Source organism: Paenibacillus sp. EB106-05-06-XG162 (assembly GCF_058791655.1).
This window is the reverse complement of record NZ_JBYTDT010000018.1, coordinates 12,924-36,098: the sequence shown is the minus strand read 5'-3', so window position 1 is coordinate 36,098 and position 23,175 is coordinate 12,924. Positions and strand designations below refer to the sequence as shown.

Genomic DNA, 23,175 nt, shown 5'->3' with positions numbered 1-23,175 from the left:
AAATCTTAATGAACACAAGAAGCTCAAGCGTCAGTTCCCTTTATCCGACGTTTGAGCTTCTTTTCTGTATGAATATTGAACCCCATGATCCTTACGAAGATCGTTCTTCACTAACATTAACGACGCCATATCGCTCCAACGCTTTCGTTGACGACTCTAGCATCCTTCTTTTTAAATAATCTCCCTCTATAACCCGAACACGCTTCCCGAGAAAACGAATCTTGGAAAGCAAATACTTCATTTCATCTCCTAGCAGACAGACTCTGATTCGATAGGTATCGTGATCCAGATCATACTCGACATTTTTTTCGAAGCTGGAGAAGGCATAGAGGATGCGGGACAACTCTTCGTTATACATTGGAATAATTTCGATGACCACTTCACTTTTACGTGAATTCAATGTGTCACCGATCTCCCGAAGGATGCGCTCTGCTGTCGATTGCTTGATCGATTCTGTCGTGACAGCATGAATATTCTTCAGCCGGGTGCTCATGAAGGCGTAATGCCGCGTGTGATACCAGAGTAAATACCATTCTCTCTTAACCATGGAATATTCCAACTTATACGGAAAGCCTGAATGATCTGTTTTCACCCGACCGCCCTTAATCTCGTAGGTGATTCGCAATCCCGACTTATCCATGATGTGTCGGCGCAGCGTACGTAAGAGTGGATGATATACCTGTTTCTCCAGACTGCGGGCTTTCTCGATCAAATGGGAGGAAGTATCCATCACTTGATCCGATTCCAGAATGGAACGCAACTTGTCCAGCGTGTATGTAGTAAAGGCCTCGACAGCCGCAGGATGTTCAAGCATTGTCTTCAGCCATGATCGTTCATGCGAGGTGACCATGAAGGTGCCCGAATCCTCCAACCGGGAAATGATCTGATGGTTAAATATTTTCTCGAACAGATGCATAGTAGGTTTGAATCTCCTTCCATTCGGCAATTATTTCCTGCCGGAGCTGCATGGGTTCCAGTATCTCGCAGCTGGACCCGAAACTGCGCAGCCATGGCTTGATCTCTGTCGTCCCATTCACGGTTATTTCATAGATAAATGAGTCTTCATCTTCGGAGACGATCTGTCCCCACTGCCCTTGCAGCGAGACTCGCTCTTTGATGAAATTCGGCTCGGACCCACCTGGATTATAAAATCTAGCGCGTACCTTCACCGGACGTCCCGTATCGATGAGCCAACTGTACTGCATTTTGGCGGCAAGCTCGGTCTTCTTTTCCTCACACCAAGCCTCGTCCACGGTTTCATCCTCTTCGATCTGCGTGATCCCTTCGATGCGATATTTGCGAATTCCTTCTCTGCCGTAGGCAAGCAAATACCATCTTCCATACTGATGATCGTAAACAATCTTAAGCGGAAGCGTCTTTTCGGCTTTGCCCTTCGTATCCCGTTCAAATAAGGGGTTGGTATTTTTGGAGGCGTAGCTTTTCTCGGACTTTGGCGAGAAGTAGAGGAAACGGACCTTCCTCCGGTGACGGATCGCATGCAGCAGCGTAAATAGATGCGCCTCATCCAATATCCGTGAGTAATAGTGATACTTATATAAAAATGGCTCGACGGCATGCTGCTCGACTTGATTGCGCAATAGATGTTTCTTCAGCCCATCACGCAGCAGATAGCCTTGAACAGAAGGTACTTGCGTGTTCGCCATGACATCGACGAAATCATACAAATCGATAAGCTCTTCATCCGATAAGCTGCGAACCAAGTCATCCTGAATGCGATAACGGTAGGGGCGAGGACCGGGCTCCTTCTTGACGACGCCGACCGCCTCCAAATATTTGAGATCGGACCGAATCGTCTTCTCGTCAGGTAATGGAAGATCCGAAGATAGGCTGCTGCAGCATACATCTAAGAGCTCCATCGTAGTCAGAGCTTGTTCATTCATCGCACCTAACAGCATTGAGATTCGCTGACTTTCGGACTCCTTGACCGATTTGGCACGGTACAGGAATAAGAGTAGCGGATCGGTGGTGTCATAGTAGCTGTACCGAATCGTCTCGGATAATTCCTTGCTCTGCTCTTGCGGCAACACCTGATGCAGCGAGCTGACGACTTCTTTGAGCCGCCGTATTGTTTTATCGAATGTGTGGATGGAAATGCCGAGCCGTTCTGCGAATTGCTGTCTACTGAAGGCACCGCTTGTCAGCACGAGCATACGCAGGAATTGGATTTCTTTATCAAAACTTTCCTTAGCCAATGGGATCCCCCGTTCAAATTAAGCACTTCTTCCATTGTAACAGGGGAGGGATTTGGGTGAAATGGAAAACTTTATGCCCAGTCGTAATACTTTCGCCATGTTCGTTCAGGTTGAAATGAGCGATGATAGAACCTGTAAGAAGCATGTAGCAAGGTGGTAAACGCCAACTGGCGTTTCATCATACATTGTTTCTTGTTCGGACGGTCGTAACGAGGCGGGGATATCGATTTATCCCGCAGTGCCGTGCATGGTATGTTACGGTATCCTGTACGATCGGATCGGCAAGAAACCACTATTTGGGGTTCGATTCCCCAATCGCCTAGGGAGCGATTCTGGTAGAATACTCGACTTCCAATCGAGCAAATTTGATCAAAAGACCAGAGGATAGAATCCTTAGCGGCTATTTAAGCGCACTGCAGGAAGGCTATGCAATCCGTGGATACCGATGGAGCGAAATTCCGGGAAGTTCTCTTGGCTTGAAGAATAAGAAGGGCGGCTGAATCAGGGTCACTCGCTTATTCCAATATCCATGAAAACGACGGATAGATCGCTACGCTAAAACGAGATTCCGCCGGATCGCAGTGGGATTCTAGGTCCATTGGTCGAACTATTTAGGGGGTTAATGAACATGTTTACAAAAGTAACGATTCAAGCAGACGAGCGTGGTTTGCTATTTGATAAAGGAAGTTATGTGAAAAAGCTGATGCCGGGGACGTATCGCTTCTCCATGTGGTCCAAATCCACCGTTGTGGTGATGAATATCGCTAAACCGTTTCATGTGGATGGAAAAGATCTGAAGTTGTTCCTTCATGACGAAAATCTTGTGCGTGAGCTCGATATCGTACGCGTGCAAGATCACGAATACGTTCTGCACTACGAGGACGGACAATTCGTACAATTACTTAAGCCTGGTGCTTACGCTTATTGGAACAACCTTAAAAAGCATACCTTTGTGCATGCAGATATCAGACAACCTGAATTGCCTGTCGAGGTCAACCGTTCCATTGTGTCGAAGCTGACTGCCAATGTGCAGTCCTACGAAATCGTGAGTTACGAGTCCGGATTTTTGTTCTATGATCACGTGTTACAACGAGAGTTGTCTCCTGGCAAGTACTACTTCTGGAGAGGCCCAGTCTCGACGATGGTCAAGACGATTGATCTAAGACAGCAACAAATGGATCTCATCGGCCAAGAAATCATGACAGAAGATAAAGTTACGCTGCGCTTGAACTTCGTCTGTCAATACAAGATCGTACAGCCATTACGCGCTTTGGAAATGAAGTCGTTCGACGAGCAAATCCATATCCAGCTTCAGCTCGCGCTTCGGGAATATGTCGGAGCTCTTAAATTGGACGATCTATTGAAACGCAAAGAGGACGTGGCAACGTTCGTACTCTCCCGTTTACGTGAGAAGGAGGAAGAGTTCGGCGTGCATTTCCTGAGTGCGGGGGTGAAGGATGTTGTTTTGCCGGGGGAAATGAGAGATATCTTGAACACCGTCCTGCTCGCGGAGAAGAGAGCACAGGCGAATCTCATTACGCGTCGAGAAGAAACAGCCTCGACCCGAAGTCTGCTTAATACCGCAAAACTGATGGATGAGAATCAGACGTTGTTCCGGTTGAAAGAGCTGGAATTCCTCGAGAAAATATGCGAAAAAGTCGGGTCCATCTCATTATCGGGTGGCGGTGATCTGTTGGAGCGGTTGGGTGCTCTTATTGGTGAGAGGAAGGCTGGGAGCAAATAGCGAACACTAAATTTGCAGATTCCATCGACATACGCCAATGTCATTTTGATCAAGGATCATCTGGACGAAGTCTCGTTGCGATTGTATCGCTTACGGATGGGGGAGTAAGATCCCGGATCATTAAGAATAGAAAAAGAAGCTTCGGTAATCATCTCAATGATTATGAAGCTTCTTTTATTTTGAGTTCTATTCCTCAACCAAATCAATAATCTCCCGAATATCCTCTATATTCAGAGCTTCCGCAATTCGCTCAATGTGGCTGAAATTAATATTTTCCCGTTTGCCATTCGACAATTCACTTAATGCAGCATGTCTTACATCGGACAATCTAGATAACTCACGTAGGGAAATGTTATGTTGTTTGGTTAGTTCATTTATTTTAACAACGACTTTTTTGGCCATCTAAAGAATCACCTTTCGAGCAATCATATGAACGTTGACTATACGCATTAACGTACCATATAATATGTTCATAACTGGTACGTATATACGTACCGGAAGAGGTGACAGCGATGCATGATCTCCTTACCCAATACGAAGAAGCCATCCAAGAAGAAAACATTCTGATTCAAAGGATCGGACTTTGCAAAGAAATCATTAACGTTATTCTAGAGTATATCTCCAATAAGGCAGATGTTATTCATTTGCCTACTTCAGAGGACATTGTTACTGTCATCCATACGATGGGGCAGGATCTCGATACAGAGTTGCTTTATTTGCAGCTAGAAATGGGTGTTCTCGAGAGGAAGATAAAAAGCTTAAGGGGACAGAATGAATGCTTCTAAATGAGATGTACCTTGATGAGATATAAATTCACTCCAATCGATTTCCCGTTTTTGTATCCAGTCATCATCCCGAATATAATAAGGTCATAGTTGAATAATTGGCTCATTAAAGGAGAAATCACCTATGACACATGGTCCGAATCCGAATGCGATCTATCCGAACGAGGCGATCAAGAGTATCTGCTTTATCAAAAATGTAGTCACGCGTCCGAACATTCAAGTAGGGGAGTATACATATTATGACGATTCGAATGGCCCCGAACGGTTCGAGGAGCACGTTACGCATCACTATGAGTTCCTCGGTGATAAGCTGATCATCGGGAAGTTCTGCGCGGTCGCGAAAGGCGTGGAGTTCGTGATGAACGGCGCGAATCATCGGATGAACTCTGCCAGCACGTATCCATTCAATATTATGGGTGGCGGATGGGAGAAGACCATGCCAACGCTGGATCAGCTGCCATTCAAAGGGGATACCGTCGTAGGGAATGACGTGTGGATCGGGCAAAATGTGACGGTGATGCCGGGTGTGCATATCGGGGATGGTGCAATCATTGCAGCGAATTCGGTTGTGGCGAAGGATGTGCCTGCATACCACATTGTCGGCGGCAATCCTTGTAAAATCATCCGCAAGCGATTTGATGACGAGACGATTGATTGTCTGCTACAGCTACGCTGGTGGGACTGGCCTGCAGAGAAGCTATTCGCGAATCTTGAGAAGCTGTGCAGCACTGATCCTGATGAGAATAGTTTGGAAAGCGATCTATGTTGGACAGAATGGAGTCCTTTGGAGGATGAATATGATAGGGCTCCGTTTTAGTTTGGTAACGCTTATCCTGATCATGGGGTTCGCTATGGTATTGAGCTTTTAATCGACCGCTTTCGTCTTCCCAGTCGTAATAGTACTTATCTATATAACCTGATTTATTCGTATATTCCGTAACGTAAAGCTTTGAATGATCTGTAAAGGTAATTGTTGCTCTTTGAGCATATATATTTGAAGTTATTCCTGATCGGTCATTATTTCGTATTTCGCCTAAAATCCCGTGGCCCAGGTCGCGTTGAATACGATCTAAATCACTTTTAGGTTTACCGTTCACCGGCTAACTCCTTCATGACGTACCACCATTCATCAGCATCCCGCGTCCATTTCCAGTCTTGGGACGATTCAGGGTCGCCTAAACGAGCTACTACTTCATCATATTTGCCACCGTATTTTTCTTCAAAAGCTAGAATGACCTTGACGAGTGCTTTCATTCGTTCTACTTCATCATAAACCGGCGCTAAAGATTTCTGTCTTTCGTATTCTTGAATGATTTCACGAAGCAACGTCTCTTTCCCATTAGGGGCTTTGTATATGGCTGTGTCCGGAATTCGTGCTTGTTTATAAGAGGGCTTGTCATCCATTCCTTGATAAGAAATACGTTTTTCTCGAAGCCAGTTATTTATTGTCGTAATTGAGACCCCAAAGTATGTACTCATTTGTCCCGTTGTATAATACGTTGGCTTGTCTAATTCTGATGCATATTGAAAGGCTAAATCGAGGAGTTGGAGCATTTCTATAGACAGATCATTTTGGTCAATATGATTGTTCATATCATTAGTAGTAAAATGGGCAAAACGGTGCTCTAAATCTTCTGTAGGACCAATCCGACTTAATAAATTGTAAATGAGTTTAAAAGTGGCCAATCCGTACTGTGGATTATTCCTTACATCCCGAAATATCTCTTCCTCGACAAGTCTCCGATCCTCATAAGTAATCATAAACATATCACCTCACCCCCATAGGATAACAGAATGACATCTTAACTACAAGTGAACTGCAAGATAACTGAAATGGAACTGAAAGTTATTATTAAATATAGTCAGACGTTGACCGTTTTATTCAACGTATCTTTGACAGTTTCGAAATTAGGAAAAGTCTATTATTATGAAAAGAAGAGACTTGTCGAAAGTTTGAGGTGTGATTTCTGTGAGCAAACAGTCAGAGTTAAATAAAGTGTTGGATAGCCTTAGCAAAGATCAATTGATCGAAATCATTGAGCATTTCGCTCAAGTTGATCATATTTTCGCAAACAAGCTCATCGTCAAGTACGGCGAAGTTCAATCTGGGCAAGAAATAAAGCAGTGTAAGAAATTGATCAAGTCAGTCGTGACGAAGTATAAGGGTAGAGAAGGATTTATCCACTACCGAGAAACGTATGGATTTGTTCAAGAAATGATGGATGTATTGGATCAAGCATGTAATACATCCGATGCATTGCTAGCATTGGATATTGCATTTTTAGTGCTGGACGAAGCCGTGGAAGCTTTTCAATATGCAGATGATTCCAATGGAGGAATTGGATTTCTAGTACAAGAGGTTCTGGAACAGATACGGAGGATGGTGCTTGAAAGAGAGACTGAGGATATTAGAGTGAATGCGGCAATGTTCGATCGGATTTTGGTTCAATCTGAGAGTGAGATATTTAAGGGCTGGGAAGATTTCCGTATAGAGCTTCTTGGAATATGCGCCGAATTTGCTGATCAGGCTGTTCTTAGGGAGCGACTTCGGGACAAGCTTCAGCATGTAATGACCCAGCAATCTAACGACGATGATATGAAGTACACCCAAGAGCAGCTGCTCCAGTTGCTATTCATGCTTGTGGCAGATTATGGTTCGGAAGCGGAGAAGGATCAGTTCATTCAAGAGCACATGCATTTTACCTTTTTCCGGGAAAGGGCTATTGACCAATGCATGGAACAAAAAAATTATGACAAGGTTATTGCATTGGCGCTCGCTGGGGAGGAAAAAGATAAGCATTATGCAGGATTAGTCCATAAGTGGAAGAAAGTCAGATATGTAGCCTATCAAAAGCTGTCGCTAGCGAAAGAACAATGGGAGTTGGCCGAAGAACTTTTATTGGAGGGGGATTTTGATTACTATCATGAATTGAAGTTATTAGCTGCCAAAGATCGACCGAATTATTACGTAGAAATAAAAGAAAAACTGAAGAAAACGCCAGGGTGGCGAATCAGGGAGATCTATCTAAAGGTTATCGAGTTGGAAGAAGATGTCGAGGCAATCATGGAAGTGGTCAGACTAGACCCTAGCAGGGTTGAGCAGTATGCTGATAGACTGATAGATTCGTACAAAGATGAAGTGATATTCATTTATGGTAATCATATTGAGAACGCAGCGAGACTATCCAACAAACGAAAAGATTATCAACAAGTATGTAAAATCATAAAACGGTACAAAGCGATAGCAGGTAAGGATCGCTGTGATGAATTAGTAGTTAAACTAAAGGACTTGAATGGCAATAGGCCAGCCTTTTTGGATGAACTGAGCAAGCTGAAATAGAAGTAAGAAGTAATCTGTTTTGAAAATAAGGTTTTACAGAAAAAAAGCTTCAGAATCATCTTAATGATTATGAAGCTTCTTCTATTTTGAGTTCTATTCCTCAACCAAATCAATAATCTCCCGGATATCCTCTATATTCAGAGCCTCAGCAATCCTCTCAATATGACTAAAATTAATATTCTCCCGTTTGCCATTAGACAATTCACTTAACGCAGCATGTCTTACATCAGACAGCCTAGATAACTCACGTAAGGAAATATCATGTTGTTTGGTTAGCTCAGTTATTTTTACAACGACTTTTTTGGCCATCTAAAGAATCACCTTTCGAGCAATCATATGAAACGTTGACTATACGCAATAACGTACCATATAATATGTTCATAATTGGTACGCATATACGTACCGTAATGAGGTGATAGCTATGCAAGATCTCCTTACCAAATATGAAGAAGCCATCCAAGAAGAAAACATACTGATTCAAAGGATCGGACTTTGCAAAGAAATCATTAACGTTATTCTAGAGTATATCTCCAATAAGGCAGATACTATTCATTTGCCTACTGCAGAGGACATTGTTACTGTCATCCATATGATGGGGCAGGATCTCGATACAGAGTTGCTTCATTTGCAGCTAGAAATGGGTGTTCTCGAGAGGAAGATAAAAAGCATAAGGGGATAGAATGAGTAAACCTAAATAAGATGTACCTTGATGAGATATAAATTCACTCCAATCGATTTCCTTTTTTTTTGTATCCAGCCTTCATCCCGAATATAATAGGGTCATAGTTGAAAAATTGGGACATTAGAGGAGGAATCACCTATGACACAGGGTCCGGATCCGAATGCAATCTATCCGAACGAGGCGATCAAGAGCGTCTGCTTTATCAAAAATGTAGTCACGCGTCCGAACATTCAAATAGGGGATTATACATACTACGACGATCCGAATGGTCCCGAGCGGTTCGAAGATCGCGTCACCCATCACTATGAGTTCCTCGGCGATAAGCTGATCATCGGGAAATTCTGTGCGATCGCGAAGGGCGTGGAGTTCGTGATGAACGGCGCGAATCATCGGATGAACTCTGCCAGCACGTATCCGTTCAATATTATGGGCGGTGGATGGGAGAAGAGTACGCCAACACTGGATCAGCTGCCATTCAAAGGGGATACCGTCGTGGGGAATGATGTGTGGATCGGGCAAAACGTAACCGTGATGCCGGGCGTACATATCGGGGATGGGGCGATCATTGCTGCGAATTCGGTTGTGGCAAAGGATGTGCCTGCTTACCACATTGCCGGCGGCAATCCTTGTAAGGTCATCCGCAAGCGATTTGATGACGAGACAATTGATTGTCTGCTACAGCTGCGCTGGTGGGATTGGCCTGCAGAGAAGCTATTCACGAATCTGGAGAAGTTGTGCAGCCCTGATCTGGAGCAAGTCAAAGCGTTGTTACGAGATGGCCAATGAACCTGGTATCATCATGATCAGTTCCTAATCTAGTAAGGCGAGCATTCTCCTGTTGATCCCAGAGAAACGCTCGCTAGAGAAACCTCCGACAGCAGGTCTTAGCCTGCGCATCGGAGGTTTTGTATATCGCATCTATTCAATACCGTTCTAACACGCTATGAATTGGCATTAACTAAGATCTTAGCACCAGCCCAGTCTGCATGGTCATAATTGTTATTGTCGCCGCCTTTCGAGACGACGAGCTTAAGCATTTTGGTTCCGGTGATATCGACATCGACATGCTGTACCGGTGAATTGCCATACAATTCGCCGCTGTCGTAGATCTTATTCCCATCCGCCCATACTTGGAATACGACAGAACCATTGTCTCCAACCTCATCATCAACCCCTACGTCGGTAATGAATTTGGCGAATTTGCCGCCAATGTAATAGGTGATGGCGGAATCTGCATGCGTTCCAAGTCCTTTCTCATACGTTGTACCATCTATAGTGATTGTTTTCCCATCCCCTGAACCGGATTCTCCGTTGCTCTGATCTCGCTCAACAGGGCCCCAGCCGTTCTCCGCTTCAAGCCAATTCATATCGCTAAGGTAGGTATCCGTTGCCGGCGGAGCTGCATATACTTTGATCTGGCTTGTTGCCTGCTTTTCTCCCTGTTCATGACCTCTATAATTAAAATCTGCATTGGCAGGGATGTCGTATACCCCTGAAGTCACATCGCTGGACACGGTCATATCCCACGTCGTAGTAATGGACTTTCCTGGAGGAAGGTTGTGAAAGGTGGTCGGCGAAGTCGCGTTAACAGACCACCCGTTAGGCGTCTGTAACTGGATTGCGATCCTCTGAAGCGCTATTTTACCGTTATTCGTAAATGTCGTCGTGACCTGGCTGGTTTGACCTGCTTCAACAGTAGGATCTGACGTTATCGTAAGATTCGTTGCCGGCTGGGCCGTATTCGGCGTGCCGGGTTGGACTCTAAACATGGCTGCCCCATGGGACGGCACATCGGCGCTAATGATGTTCGTTGCTGCACTCTCACTGTGCTCCCACAGGTCGCGTACGATATATACGGGAGCCTTCTTCAAGCCGAGCTCATCGATGTTCAAACTCATGGTTGTCGATGCTTGGCTCCGGTTAAAGAACAATACGGCCTTGTCTCCGTTAGATAATGGTTTTACCCATACTTCATAGTCTCCGTCGTCACGTATTTTACTTCCCTGTATACCTGCCGGGTCCTGATCGATGGCAATGACTTCCTTGTTCAGAAGGATTTCCTTCGTAGCATCCGACATGGCTGTAATATCGTTGCCTGCGATGAGAGGCGATGCCATCATGCTCCACAAGCTGAAATGCGCACGGTACTCCGTATCCGTCATCCCGCCGTTGCCAACCTCAAGCATATCCGGATCATTCCAGTGTCCCGGTCCTGCATACTGGGCAAGTACGGAATTTTCGTCCAATAAGGTAGTCATGCTGTTCCACGTATCGGTGATATCGCCGGTTGTACGCCATAGGTGTCCTACCGACGGACCCCATAACCAGGGCTTATTGGCTCCCCATTCACAAATACTGAATATGATTTGGCGTCCTGTCGCTACGAGAGCATCTCTCATGGCTCCGTATTGTTGTTCCGAGATCTTGGAGCCATCTTCCGGGTTGTAGAACTTGATCGTATTTTCACCTTGCTGTAAATCAACTTGAATTGGATAAGCAGCCGCAGTACCCCAACCTCCTGAATAAGGTAAGCTGTATTTTTGTCCCGCACCGCCGTTCACGCTGACGTACAGATTTCTGCTGGCGTCCCCATTCATATAGTAAATGGTTACTGTATAATTGCCTGCCGCAGGTGCATTAATTTTATTGATAATTAATTCACCAGAGTTATTGCCGATATATCCGACCTTCGAGCCGACTATTTTGGCGTTTCCGACAAGTGTATTGTCAGGCGATTCCGCTTCATATGTCTTGGTGTTCTTTCCATCGGATATAACGAACTTATCTAGATCTGGCGCATAGGTAGATGGTCTCTCATTATAGCAGAAGTCATATTTTAAATAGTCCACGTCCCATTCTGCGAATTTTGCGGCGTCTCTTTTCTCATTGCCTTGGCTTGCCGGAAGACCCATACAGGTCTTCGTACCGTTAGAGGAGTAAATTCCAAGCTTTAAGCCTTTACTGTGAACGTAATCCGCAACCCCCTTGATTCCGTCGGGGAATCTAGTAGGGTCGGGCACGAGGTCGCCGTTCGCATCCCTTGATCCGGTCATCCAGTTATCGTCGATGTTGATATACTGATAGCCTGCATCTTTCATACCGTTCTCCACCATAGCGTCTGCCATGGCCATAATCTTCCATTGATCTATATTGCCGCCAAACTTGTTCCAGCTGTTCCATCCCATAGGGGGAGTAAGGGCAAGTCCATCATCTAATGCATATGCCGTTGGTGTCAGCTTACTCATGACGCCTGTCTGGATCCATAGGGCACATACCAATGCAATGGATAACAATAACACTTTGAACCTACGCATACGATTACCTCCAAATGATTTAATTCTTTGTATCTGTCATCGTGTATGTAATGATTCTCTGAGTTATCACCAGCCTTCCATTTTAATGGAGATAGCTTACTATGTTTAGGGAACGCAATCATTTACATCATATGCAATCACCAATTGACGTATGCGGCAAATCGTTGCTGCCGGTAGGAACTAAAAAAGATGACTCCTGGTGAATGATCTTATCCCCTTTAGGTTTGTCCAAGCCACCGTTGATAGACTAATAAGAGATGATATATTATCAGCAATTGAAGTTGAGAGACTCTCCAAATCTTGTTCTTTGGAAATGCTGTATAATGATTACGTATAACAATTATCTTATGGAGGAATACATCAAATGCCAGAAATAATTGAAGAGCTCAAGAAAATGTCTCAAAAAAAGGGATTTGAAAATAAAACTGATTTTCAACAGTTGCTGGAAAAATGCAAGACCATAGCGTTGTCAAGTGCAGATGTTGAATTTTTAACAGAACTATATTCTTTAGCAAAAAATTTGTACATTCGTAACACAATAATGATGTCACTTGTGTTTTGTGAAGATATTGATTTAAAGGATTTTTTCTTCAAAGCCTTTAAAAAAGAACGCTATCTAGATATGAGATTGACTGCAATCCGAGGATACGCGAATTATGCCACTGAAAAAGAATTAGAGAAACTGATGTCTAAGTTCATAGAAATTCTGATGAAGCGTCCTGAAAATACACCATATAACTATCAAGAATATGAGTTGATTCGTTCTGCTTTTGGGTTACCGTATTTAGTAAATAGATTTGGATACGCTTGTTTTATTCAGGCATATGCACAAGAAGAACAACAATACAATGCAATGCCAGATGCTTTCAAAGGACATTTTACGATAGATGAAAAAGGGAATTCTGTCCAACTTCGGTCATCAGAAGAAACCACGAAAATGATTGATGAATTTTGGGGCAGAGTATAAGCATTTTCTAATTAATTCATTATGTATAAGGAGGAAGGGGAATTGAATCCGAAGAGAATATTGCTTACAAAACCGAGCAAAAATTATAAACAATATATTCATTTGATGATCACGGAGACTTCGTCAGATCTACATATTTTGAATATCGTGAAAGGCCGGTTAACATTACGTAAAAAAACCACTAATGCGGTGTATCAACAATATCCAATGGAAGAAGCGCTCTATCAGCTTGAGCAGTTGTCTCTGGAATACCAAGCGAAAGGATATATCGAAGAGCCTGAATCGATTCTAGATGCAATTATGATTCCTGAGGATCGTGTATTAGATAAAGCGAAGTGGCACTATGAAGGGGATTTCCCGGAGGATTTAACAAAAGATGCTGCTTACACCGCTACGGGCATGTTCATCACTTGGTTAATTAAAAATAATTGGTTTTCAGAGGAAATAGAGCATCAGTTCGCTAATGAAATAGAGAAAGTAAAGCAGAAGCAGCTTACGGGTGCTGAATTCTATCGAAAATGTCTGGATGGCGTGTTTTCAACCCAAGAACTTGCAGATGAGATTAAACCATTCGTGAATGAATATTTGAATATTCAACAGGACATTTATACAGCCGAAGACTATGTCCATACCTTTCAAGGAGTTGGACTTACATTCTACCATGTTGCTAATACATGGGAAAATTATGACTTGATTGAACCTGTAATTGAACAACGTTTTAAAGAATTTTGGGAGAGAATACAAAAGATATAAGAGAGAGGGGATGAAGAGATGGATATGCAAACGACAAGACAACGTATCCTGATAGAAGCAGAAAAACAATTTATAGCGCTCGGGATCGCAAATGCCCAAATGAAAGATATTGCATCGGCTGTGAACATCAATAGGAGAACACTGTATCGTTATTTCCCCACGAAAGATGAATTAGCTTTTGAAATTGAGATCCTGGTAATGAAACAAATACAGGACTATCTTACACTGGATATCGGGGATACGACCGGCAAAACGGGTTTTGAAAAAGTAAAAGCGTACTTCTTTCAGGTTGATCTGGATAAAGTCAAAGAACAGATCAAATTCACTGCCGAGTTCGACAGGTATTTTCAGGAGAGTTATCCGAATCCAGAGCTGGAACAATCGTTTATTGAAGCTTTAAACCCCGATCTGGACCCGCTGTTTCATTATATTCGCGAAGGGGTGACAGATGGCTCCATTCGTAACGATCTGACGGTCGAAGAGCTGTACCACTTTATTAGCCACAGCTTTATTTCTCTTTTCCAACGTCTCATTCTGAGAGAGAACCACTTGAAGCATGAATACTGCGATAAAATTGATTTTGGCAAATCTTTTCGGGATATTATGTTAAGTGGAATAAAGCGCACATGAATACCGGAGTTTATTTGACCACATCAGAAAGTATGAGTTTTAGATATGCAAAGATGACTTTCTGATTGGCGATAAAACCTACATCTAATCGCGGTCGCTCATCTTTGAATGACCTCGATAGAGGTTTTCTCACTACGGTTTCATGTGCGCTGCATCGGTGGTTATTCGATAGCTATGGCGTTAGAACGACCCTTACAACACCGCAATATGGAGTAACCCAGAAACCTCCGAATACGGATTCATCGCCATTTCTAGTGCGTGTGGGTACGAACTCGCCAGCATCAGTCAGATAGCCTTCCTCCACGGAAAGATAGTCCACGGGGGTTTGTACTAACGACATTTTCAGAGCATCCAACCATCCAGGTCCTGACCCGGGAACCATAAAGAGATGGAAGTTGCCGGCCAAGTAAAATTCTTGCGGTCCGGCTTCAATGATAAGCCCGTGTTTAGGTCGTCCTTCAATCAACTTAGGATTACGGGCATGTCTATGATCCTTGTTATCGCTCGCTGGGCCCATATTGATAAAAGGCACTGCTCCGATGTACTGTTCGAATTCAAAACTCTGGTTCATTTGATAATCCTCTTCTACGACGGCATGAACTTTGCCTGTACCTCGATACTTCTGAATTAACGGCAATAGACTCATTACGCTGCGGAAGCTTTCGGCGAATAATACGGCATCTTCCAGCAGGTTTCCTTCCATATCCAGGATGCTGTCTACACCAAAACAAAAGTACCCGATCGCGTTGTAGTCAGCCAAAGCCCGGAGCATATTTCTCGCATTAAGCCCGTCTGTGCCGGATTCCGGAACAAATAAAGGGTTGTCGGACCGGAGATAGTCTTCGCAAATAATCCTGTAGTCGCTATAATTTACAGAGTAAATATCCGGTGCGATCAGATCCAAATGAGGCGTCGCAAATTTCCAAATGTCTAACGTGCTCCTTACAGGCCCGCCGGCAGGATAGAATCCCGGAATCGGCCAACCCGGAAAAGAGAGCCAAGCATTGGTATACATGGGAAGGTTGTATATCGCGCGGCCTTCTGCGGCGATATGATCGATATATTTGGCAATAGACCAAGCCGTGCAGAACTCTCCGCCCTTGACACCAAAAACTTCCTCCCAACTCCCTTGTTCTTTAGAGCCGTTCTTCTGCAAGACTTCCCAGACGTTGCCTTCTCCAAGGCCCTTCACATGTTCGAGGAGTTCGGAGGGTACAGCCCCGGATAATGCGGCATTAGCCTCTGGTCCATAATCCCTGTCACAGCCAAGAATGCCCGGTTCATTCTCCACTTGCACCGAAATGACCGTCTCCGTCTCGCTATCCTTTTCTTTCAGATGGCCCATCAATGCGCGGAACGCTCTTGTATCTGCCTGAAGCGCTTCCTCGCAAAAAGACGAAAGTATATTCATAGGGACGCCGTCGCTGCGAAGTACCCTGAAAAACCGCTGCTTGTCTGTCTTGATCCAACCGGGACAATAACGCATCTCGCCATTCTTCCAGGTTGCAAACCATAATACGATAAGGTGTAAGTCATTCTTCCGGCACTCCTCCAGCAGCATATCTACTGAAGAAAAATCAAATTGCCCCTCTATCGGCTCTACTTGTTCCCAATAGACCGGTGCTTCCAACGTATTACCTCCCAATGCCTTGACGCCAGCAATAGCTGATGCTAATTCTTCTGCCGTATAGGCGCTGGAGTTTTTGGACTGGCCTCCCATCGGCATGAATGGTTTTCCCTTTACTGTAAACATACAATCATCTCCTGTTCTTATATTCAAATGGGGTATATGAATTTCAACTTACGCGGGGTGAGTCGGTTCTTGAGCTTCCAAATTCCCTATCGGGTGATGACTTGCGCTGATTTTGTTCTCATCGTATTTAAGAAAAGCTAATAAGGATAAGAGGGAAACAATAGCAGCTATGATGACGGATATTCGGATCCCGGAATCATCATGAATCGAATTCCCGATTGCCAATACGGTGGGCAAGATGATAACGGATGAAGCCGTTCCAAATTTCGTTAGAAACGAGCGTACGCCAAAGTACAGCGCTTCTTTGTTCTCTCCGCTTGAACTGGCGTCATATACGGCGCAATCCGCAACGATAGCATTCGGCAATATGCCTGATATGGCCGCGGTAACCGCAGAGAGAAGAACGATGGGAATCAACTGTAAAAATCCGTCAAACGGAAACATCCCCATAAGCGAGATATAGATGAAAGAAACGATAAGAGAAACGAACGATACGATCATCAACTTCTTCTTGCCATAACTTTTACTTAATCGATTGATGAGCGGATACAGCAGGAACGAAATTACGCCGACGGCAGCCACAATCAGCCCGACATGCGTTTCCTTCTGCCGAGCGAGCACCGTAATGTAGTAAACAAGAGATGATTGGAAGAAACTGTTCGTGAACCAATACCCCAGCTCGCTCATTAAGAAAAATCTGTAATCTCGATTTTGAAATATTGATTTAACGGATGCTTTGATGTCCAAGCTTGTCGCGTTCGGGGAACCATACAGATTCTCATCAATCGTATAGGCTGGTATGAGCATAAGAATCAATGCGATGGCTGCTAGTCCCGCAAAGGTCCACTGAATCGAAGCGGTTTTTGAAATCCCGAAGACCGTCATGACGGCCTCCCAAATATTAGGGGCGAACGTTGCAATAATCAGGCCCAGAAACCAGGTAACCGAGATATACGTCGACAGATCGATTCGGTCTTCCGTGCTGCGGCCCAATTCACTTAGAAGGGCAGTGTAGGGTATCGTATAACAAGTAAATGCAACAATGTATAGAGGCAGAAGGATGAGAAGCCATATGGAATTGATGGTATGAATGCCGTCTTGAAAAGGAACGAAAAATATGCACACGAGCAAAATGGCGCAAGGCAGCGCGCTTCGTCTCAAAAAAGGCGTCCGTCTCCCAAGGCGGTGCTTGGTTCTATCGCTCATGTTGGCAATCCACAGGTCGGTCACTGCATTGATCAACGTAGAGATTCCCATGATGACGCCAATAATCGTAACGCCCATAAACACACTACCTTGCGGGATCACCACATTTATGTCTGATTCTTCCGGCGGCAAATAAAAATAGATGAGCCATGTTCCCATAATTCCGGCCAGAATCGACCAGCCTAACTGCCCAAGCGAGTAGAACACCCTGATCCTCCTTGGTAATTCCACCATTGAAGCCCTCCTTTGCTATTGTTTTTCATTTGAATGCCACACGTGTGGCATGTAGTAATTGTACAATATTGGAAATAATATCGTCAATATCCTTTTCATGCCCTCAACCCAGCCCGGATCTGGAGCAAGTTAAAGCAATGCTGTGAAAGGGTAAATACGAAAACTACAGAAGAAGCTTCAGTCCTCACATCATGAGGAAGAAGCTTCTTTGTTCAGTTTCATCCAGTTCCCCTCGGCCAGCACCTCAATTTTAACTTTTTCATAACTTTTTATCTCCGATCGCGAGATACAATAGTATGAACTGAGAAAAATTAGAAGAAATGTCGAATATGCGGCTGCGGTGCAGCGGTAGGCATTTCGTTCGGAGGAAACGATGACCACGAAACACAAATCTTCAGTATTGCGGCGGACGATCTGGATCTCCGCGCTCGTGCTCGGCACGCTGCTGCTCGTTACGGCAGGTTATCTCGGACATCTCTACTATAAGGCGGATTCCGCGATTGAGCGGATGGCGGCGCCGACAGATGCCATGCAAGCGAAGGGACAATCCCATGAAGTTGTTGCGAATGAAAAGGCAATCCGACCGTTCCTCATGCTGCTCGCCGGAATCGATAACCGGGAAGGAAGTGGAGGCACGTTAAATACCGATGTCCTGATGTTCATCAGTTACAACCCGGAGACGCGCTCGGCGAGCATGATGTCGCTGCCGCGGGACCTGCTGATGAAGCCGAAAGATATGCCGAATCGGAAGGCCAATTTCTATTATGCCTACTACGCGATCAAGGATAAGAATTCCGCGATTGCGAATACGAAACGGTTTTTCAGTGATATGCTGGGATTGCCGATCGATTATATGGCGCTGGTGAATTTCGACGCACTGCGTCAAACCGTGAACACGGTTGGCGGGCTCGAGATTGACGTTGATATGGATATGAAATACGTGGATACCGCAGATGGCACCCACATTGATCTGAATAAAGGACTGCAGAAGCTGGACGGGCAGAAGACGCTCGACTTCGTTCGATACCGTAAATCCAATCGGGGCACCCAAGAGTCATCCGACTTTGCGCGGGGCGAACGGCAGCAGCAAGTCATCAAGCAATTAACGGATAAACTGAGTGCTTTCCAAGGGATGGCGCAGTGGGGGAAAGTGCTGGATATTATCGGGGACAACGTGAAGACGGACATGCCGGCGAACGAACTGAAGCAATGGCTCTTCAACTTCCCAACCTACTATCCGAAGACGATTCGCTCGTTGCATGTGGAAGCCGATTGGAAGAGTCCTTATGTCTACGCCAAGGAAGAGGATATGAGGCAGGCGCTCGCGGATCTGCGGACCGAAGTCGGCCATAAGGAGGCCGGTCCGATTCGTCTAGGCGACGTGATGGGGCTGATGAAGAATTAATTACATACCCGAACGAGCAAAGCGAATAACGAGATATAACCAAAAAAAACGTTAGCAAACCATGCGGTCTGCTAACGTTTTCTCCATTATATGCCTTATTCCGCCTTCACAAGAATCTTCACCTGATTCTTTTCTTTCAACAACGCCTCAAAGCCTTCCTCCACAACCTCATCCAGCTTAATCCGTTTCGTCACAAGCTTCTCAGCCGAGAAGTAGCCCTGAGCCATCAAGCTAATAACGGCAGGGAAGACGTTGCGGTAACCGATAATCCCTTTGATGGAGCGTTCCATCATGACAATGTTGTTCGGCATAATCGGAGCTTCTTTCTCGAAAATGCTGACAATCATCAATTCGCCGCCAATTTTCGTGGAGTTCAATGCCTGCGTGAGGACAGGAGGGACCCCAGTCACTTCATAAGCAACATCAGCTCCGCCGCCAGTGCGTTTGTGGATTTCTTCCACCACATTATACTCTTTCGGGTCAATGACGATGGCGCCAAGCTCCGTTGCTTTTTGCTTCCGTTCGGGAGACAGTTCAACCGCATAGATCTCGGCTGCGCCAGAGGCTTTCAAGGCTTCAATCACGAGCAAGCCGATTGGGCCCGCACCGAATACGACAGCTTTATCGCCGACTTTTAATTTACTTTGACGAACGGCATGGAGCGCAACGGCGGATGGTTCGACCAGTGCACCTTGTTCATAGGAGATGCTATCGGGAATTTTGTGAACCATATATTCTTCCGCAGCTACGTATTCGGAGAAACCACCGCCGCCTCCGGCAAGACCGAGGAAGCCCATGGTGGAGCATAAGTTATAGTAACCGGATTTACATGCATCACATGTACCGCAAGCATAGATCGGCTCCACAACGACGCGATCCCCGACTTTCACTTTAGAGACGCCTTCGCCAATCTCGACGACTTGTCCGGAAAATTCATGGCCCATTACGATCGGCGCTTTTTCCCCTGTAATGGGATGCGGAGCACCCTCAGGAATGAAGATTGGACCTGCTGTATATTCATGTAAGTCACTGCCGCAAATGCCGCACCATTCGACTTTAATTTTCACTTTACCTGGTAATGCCGTTGGTTCTTCAATGTGTTCTACACGCAAATCTTTGAGGCCATGCCATCTGAGTGCTTTCACCTTGTTCATCCCCTTAGAAATGTTGAATTACGAAATAATATATTTATTTTTCGGAAATGCAAAATAATTTTAGGAAACGTTTCCGATGACTACTATGTCACTAAATCGTCAAACTGTCAATGTTAAAAATGTTATTGACGTACAAAAATGACCATGTACCTGATTCCATTGCGTTTATGATATAATAGAAATATTCATGAATGACGCATACTATTGTGGAAACGATTTCGGATAAGTAGGGACGTGCTGGAATTGAGTAAAGATAAAGTGACGATCGAGGATGTCGCTGCACGAGCGGGGGTTGGGATCGCAACCGTGTCGAGAGCGATTAACAATATGGGCGGGATTAGCCCGAAGACGAAAGCCAAGGTGATGGAAGCGGTCGAGGAGCTTGGATTCATTCCGAATACGAATGCGCAGAACTTGAAGCTGCGTCAGACCAAGCTGATTGCGCTCGCCGTACCGGATATTCGCAACGCTTTTGTACCTGAAATCGCCTATTCAGTCGAACAAGCGGCCAAGCATTACGGCTATCGTGTGGTTCAAATTAATACATTAGGCAATATAACGTCGGAGCTCGAGCTGCTGCGTGATATGAAGAAGCTTCATGTGGACGGGCTTATTATTCTGCCGCTTGCCTATCCGGATACACTCAAGGATCTTATCAATAAAGCCAAGCTTCCGATCTCCATTATTAATTACGGCAAAAAATTAGAGCCAGACATTAAGGCGGATATCGTCAGTCTCTCCACTCAAGAGGGCAGGCTCGTCATGGAGCATCTGATTAGCATTGGCAGGACGAGAATTGGCTATGCGGGGGCGCCGAAAGAGATCATTGAGGAGCGGTTTTTTGCCTATGAGGATGCACTGGATCAAGTCGATCGATCGCTGGTCTATTTCGGGGATGACTTCTCACTCCAGACGGGGGCAAGAGCAGCAGATTATTTCGTGAACCTGACGCATATGCCGGATGCCATCTATGCGGGCAATGATATGGTCGCGATCGGGCTGCTGAATCGGTTCAAAGAACTAGGTGTTCGTGTGCCAGAAGATATCGCGATCGTCGGCATCGATAACAATCTGCTGTGTACGATCACGACGCCGAAGATGAGCTCAGTCTCCATTATGGGGTCGGAAGTCGCGAAGGTGGCGACGGAGCTTCTATTGCAGCGCATCCATGAGCAGAAAAAAGGCTTGTATGAGCGGATTCAATTCGAGCCAAGACTCATCGTGAGAGAATCCAGCTTGCCGCGAACGCGCACGACCCAGCATATTGAATAAATCGAGCATAAACAATGAAGAAGCTGTTTTCCTGAGGGAAGGCAGCTTCTTTGGCATGTTCAGGCCGTAACAAAGACACTTGAGAAAATATTCAGAATTTCCCTCCGTTAGTCTTCATTTTTCGAGAGTAAGATGGAACTTATTCAGTGACTTGTCGTAGGAGGGATACAGATGAGACTGTTGGAGATCGTGTTGATTGCGGTCAATTTTGGATTGTTGTTCTGGGCGGTGATTGCAAACAGGAAGGTCGGGAAGACCTTTGTGATCCCATTGGTGGTCGCCTTTGGTTTGGTGATTGCACAGGTTGCCGTTGAAGGTGCACGGTGGGAGATGATTCCGGCTTATTTGACGCCATTCGTATTAACGGCATATTTCTACGTGGGCAGGCGGAAAGAAGGACGTAGAAGCCCGGTCGCTTTCTCGATGCAGATGGTGTTATTGATCATGTTTTTGTTCGCTTCCATCGCCCCGCCTTGGCTGATGCCGGTATTCTCGTTCGAGAAACCGACGGGGCCTTATACGGTCGGATCAACCGTGTATCATTGGGTGGATGAACAACGGCATGAACCTTACTCGGAGAACACAGCTGACAATCGTGAACTGATGGTGCAAGTATGGTATCCGGCCGCGGAAGGAAGCAAGGAAGAGCAGAGCAGTTATCTCCAGAATGCTTCGACCATGACGCAAGCCATATCGACGAACATGATGAACCTTCCAGCTTTTACGCTAAGCCATTTGAATCTGATCAAGACGCATGCAATGTTGGAAGCCAAGCTATCGGACTCGGAAAGCCGTTATCCTGTATTGATTTTCTCCCACGGGATGAACGGGTATCGCAATCAGAATATGTTCCAACTGGAGGAACTGGCAAGCCACGGTTATATCGTGATGGCCACGGATTATGCCTATGAAGCGGCTGCCACCGTGTATTCTGATGGACGCGTAGCGCCAAGTAAAATCGATCCCAACCTGACTTCCAATGCCGAGTACACCAAGCACATTCCGCTATGGACGGCTGATGCCACCTTTATGCTCGATCAAGTAGAGAAGCTGAATCGGAATGATCCGATGGGGCGTTTTACCGGCAAAATCGATATGGATCGAATCGGTATGCTTGGACATTCATTCGGTGGAGCCGTTACGCTGCAGATGGTCAAGAATGATCCGCGCGTGAAGGCTGCCCTGAGTATGGACGGTGGATTTTATGGTTCTCCGGTTTCTGATAAAGGACTTGGCAAACCGTTTCTAATGATGTATGCAGAGGAGACCTACAATAAGGTGATGACCTCTTACGATGATGTTGCCAAGCAGTTAGGCGGGGTAAGCCGCGAAGCGTTTGAAGCCCCGAGGAAAGAATATATTCAGAAATCAGGCCATGCGCTGGCAGGCGGCGGTCTATCCTTACTTATTCCAGGTTCCAAGCATGCAAGCTATTCCGATCTCGCGTTATTCTCTCCACTGCTGGGGTTGAACGGACCAGACCCTCGGCGGGATCATCGCATCGTGAATGAATTCAGTGTTGCTTTTTTCGACCGGTATCTAAAAGGAAAGGACGATTCTGCACTGCAAGGATTAGCTGCCAAATATCCGGAAGTGAATTTTAAAGTGAACCCATAGGTTTGACGGCCTCTGAATTCATCAGGGGTCGTCTTTTTTTAATGTCCATTGATACGTGGATTCTTAATGAACGAGTGGTTTCTTCATGCTTCTTTTGCTATACTCA

Annotated in this window: 21 protein-coding genes and 1 pseudogene; 12 read left to right on the top strand and 10 right to left on the bottom strand. The window is 45.3% G+C overall.

Features of this window, described 5'->3' with window-relative positions; translation table 11 throughout:
- Positions 1-91: 91 nt before the first annotated feature.
- The gene (locus AC3WU2_RS26180) at positions 92-916 is read right to left on the bottom strand and encodes a WYL domain-containing protein (RefSeq protein ID WP_492457898.1); all 825 of its coding nucleotides are present in this window, start codon (positions 914-916) and stop codon (positions 92-94) included.
- Complete coding sequence (locus AC3WU2_RS26175) at positions 891-2,213, bottom strand: helix-turn-helix transcriptional regulator (RefSeq protein WP_492457897.1); 1,323 nt, start codon at positions 2,211-2,213, stop codon at positions 891-893. The genes AC3WU2_RS26180 and AC3WU2_RS26175 overlap by 26 nt, the downstream gene beginning before the upstream one ends.
- Positions 2,214-2,841: 628 nt before the next feature.
- Between AC3WU2_RS26175 and AC3WU2_RS26170 the strand changes: the two genes are divergently transcribed.
- Positions 2,842-3,957, top strand: a complete 1,116-nt coding sequence (locus AC3WU2_RS26170) for a slipin family protein (RefSeq protein ID WP_492457896.1) — start codon at positions 2,842-2,844, stop codon at positions 3,955-3,957.
- Between the two features lie 186 nt (positions 3,958-4,143).
- Here the strand turns inward: AC3WU2_RS26170 and AC3WU2_RS26165 are convergent, their stop codons facing one another.
- The gene (locus AC3WU2_RS26165; RefSeq protein WP_492457895.1) at positions 4,144-4,359 is read right to left on the bottom strand and encodes a helix-turn-helix domain-containing protein; all 216 of its coding nucleotides are present in this window, start codon (positions 4,357-4,359) and stop codon (positions 4,144-4,146) included.
- A gap of 110 nt (positions 4,360-4,469) precedes the next feature.
- On the opposite strand from AC3WU2_RS26165, the gene AC3WU2_RS26160 reads away from it, so the two are divergent.
- Together AC3WU2_RS26160 and AC3WU2_RS26155 are read left to right on the top strand one after the other, a co-directional pair.
- Positions 4,470-4,742 (top strand): hypothetical protein, encoded by a 273-nt coding sequence (locus AC3WU2_RS26160; protein ID WP_492457894.1) that lies wholly within the window; start codon positions 4,470-4,472, stop codon positions 4,740-4,742.
- Between the two features lie 124 nt (positions 4,743-4,866).
- Positions 4,867-5,559, top strand: coding sequence for a Vat family streptogramin A O-acetyltransferase (locus AC3WU2_RS26155; protein ID WP_492457893.1), 693 nt, complete (start codon positions 4,867-4,869; stop codon positions 5,557-5,559).
- 16 nt (positions 5,560-5,575) lie between these two features.
- On the opposite strand, the pseudogene AC3WU2_RS26150 reads toward AC3WU2_RS26155, so the two are convergent.
- Together AC3WU2_RS26150 and AC3WU2_RS26145 are read right to left on the bottom strand one after the other, a co-directional pair.
- Positions 5,576-5,839: pseudogene (locus AC3WU2_RS26150) on the bottom strand (toxin-antitoxin system TumE family protein); the annotation flags it as partial.
- Positions 5,829-6,509 (bottom strand): hypothetical protein, encoded by a 681-nt coding sequence (locus tag AC3WU2_RS26145; RefSeq protein ID WP_492457892.1) that lies wholly within the window; start codon positions 6,507-6,509, stop codon positions 5,829-5,831. The pseudogene AC3WU2_RS26150 and the gene AC3WU2_RS26145, both read right to left, overlap by 11 nt.
- Before the next feature lie 202 nt (positions 6,510-6,711).
- Between AC3WU2_RS26145 and AC3WU2_RS26140 the strand changes: the two genes are divergently transcribed.
- Positions 6,712-8,082 carry a hypothetical protein gene (locus AC3WU2_RS26140; RefSeq protein ID WP_492457891.1) on the top strand — a complete coding sequence of 457 codons (1,371 nt, stop codon included), beginning with the start codon at positions 6,712-6,714 and terminating at the stop codon, positions 8,080-8,082.
- 93 nt (positions 8,083-8,175) lie between these two features.
- Here the strand turns inward: AC3WU2_RS26140 and AC3WU2_RS26135 are convergent, their stop codons facing one another.
- The gene (locus AC3WU2_RS26135) at positions 8,176-8,391 is read right to left on the bottom strand and encodes a helix-turn-helix domain-containing protein (RefSeq protein ID WP_492457890.1); all 216 of its coding nucleotides are present in this window, start codon (positions 8,389-8,391) and stop codon (positions 8,176-8,178) included.
- Between the two features lie 112 nt (positions 8,392-8,503).
- Between AC3WU2_RS26135 and AC3WU2_RS26130 the strand changes: the two genes are divergently transcribed.
- Both AC3WU2_RS26130 and AC3WU2_RS26125 read left to right on the top strand, forming a co-directional pair.
- On the top strand, positions 8,504-8,761 hold the full coding sequence (locus AC3WU2_RS26130; RefSeq protein ID WP_492457889.1) for a hypothetical protein: 258 nt from the start codon (positions 8,504-8,506) through the stop codon (positions 8,759-8,761).
- Between the two features lie 141 nt (positions 8,762-8,902).
- Entirely contained in the window at positions 8,903-9,550 is a 648-nt protein-coding gene (locus AC3WU2_RS26125; RefSeq protein WP_492457888.1) for a Vat family streptogramin A O-acetyltransferase, read from the top strand.
- Positions 9,551-9,705: 155 nt separating this feature from the next.
- Here AC3WU2_RS26125 and AC3WU2_RS26120 read toward each other — a convergent pair whose 3' ends face one another.
- Complete coding sequence (locus AC3WU2_RS26120; protein ID WP_492457887.1) at positions 9,706-12,078, bottom strand: NPCBM/NEW2 domain-containing protein; 2,373 nt, start codon at positions 12,076-12,078, stop codon at positions 9,706-9,708.
- A 364-nt stretch (positions 12,079-12,442) separates the two neighbouring features.
- Between AC3WU2_RS26120 and AC3WU2_RS26115 the strand changes: the two genes are divergently transcribed.
- Genes AC3WU2_RS26115 through AC3WU2_RS26105 form a run of 3 tightly spaced genes read left to right on the top strand, consistent with a single transcriptional unit; the run spans position 12,443 to position 14,428 of the window.
- Positions 12,443-13,045: a hypothetical protein gene (locus AC3WU2_RS26115; RefSeq protein WP_492457886.1), complete on the top strand. Its 603-nt coding sequence runs from the start codon at positions 12,443-12,445 to the stop codon at positions 13,043-13,045.
- 42 nt (positions 13,046-13,087) lie between these two features.
- Entirely contained in the window at positions 13,088-13,798 is a 711-nt protein-coding gene (locus AC3WU2_RS26110; RefSeq protein WP_492457885.1) for a DUF7832 domain-containing protein, read from the top strand.
- Positions 13,799-13,816: 18 nt separating this feature from the next.
- On the top strand, positions 13,817-14,428 hold the full coding sequence (locus AC3WU2_RS26105; RefSeq protein ID WP_492457884.1) for a TetR/AcrR family transcriptional regulator: 612 nt from the start codon (positions 13,817-13,819) through the stop codon (positions 14,426-14,428).
- A 172-nt stretch (positions 14,429-14,600) separates the two neighbouring features.
- Here the strand turns inward: AC3WU2_RS26105 and AC3WU2_RS26100 are convergent, their stop codons facing one another.
- Together AC3WU2_RS26100 and AC3WU2_RS26095 are read right to left on the bottom strand one after the other, a co-directional pair.
- Complete coding sequence (locus AC3WU2_RS26100) at positions 14,601-16,181, bottom strand: DUF5597 domain-containing protein (protein WP_492457883.1); 1,581 nt, start codon at positions 16,179-16,181, stop codon at positions 14,601-14,603.
- A gap of 48 nt (positions 16,182-16,229) precedes the next feature.
- On the bottom strand, positions 16,230-17,621 hold the full coding sequence (locus AC3WU2_RS26095) for an MFS transporter (RefSeq protein ID WP_492457882.1): 1,392 nt from the start codon (positions 17,619-17,621) through the stop codon (positions 16,230-16,232).
- Between the two features lie 373 nt (positions 17,622-17,994).
- On the opposite strand from AC3WU2_RS26095, the gene AC3WU2_RS26090 reads away from it, so the two are divergent.
- Positions 17,995-19,026 (top strand): LCP family protein, encoded by a 1,032-nt coding sequence (locus tag AC3WU2_RS26090; protein ID WP_492457881.1) that lies wholly within the window; start codon positions 17,995-17,997, stop codon positions 19,024-19,026.
- A 95-nt stretch (positions 19,027-19,121) separates the two neighbouring features.
- On the opposite strand, the gene AC3WU2_RS26085 is transcribed toward AC3WU2_RS26090, so the two are convergent.
- Positions 19,122-20,171, bottom strand: coding sequence for a 2,3-butanediol dehydrogenase (locus tag AC3WU2_RS26085; protein ID WP_492457880.1), 1,050 nt, complete (start codon positions 20,169-20,171; stop codon positions 19,122-19,124).
- A gap of 252 nt (positions 20,172-20,423) precedes the next feature.
- Here AC3WU2_RS26085 and AC3WU2_RS26080 point away from each other — a divergent pair, with 252 nt between their 5' ends.
- Positions 20,424-21,452, top strand: a complete 1,029-nt coding sequence (locus tag AC3WU2_RS26080; protein WP_492457879.1) for a LacI family DNA-binding transcriptional regulator — start codon at positions 20,424-20,426, stop codon at positions 21,450-21,452.
- A 171-nt stretch (positions 21,453-21,623) separates the two neighbouring features.
- Positions 21,624-23,069, top strand: coding sequence for an alpha/beta hydrolase family protein (locus tag AC3WU2_RS26075; protein WP_492457878.1), 1,446 nt, complete (start codon positions 21,624-21,626; stop codon positions 23,067-23,069).
- Positions 23,070-23,175: the final 106 nt, after the last annotated feature.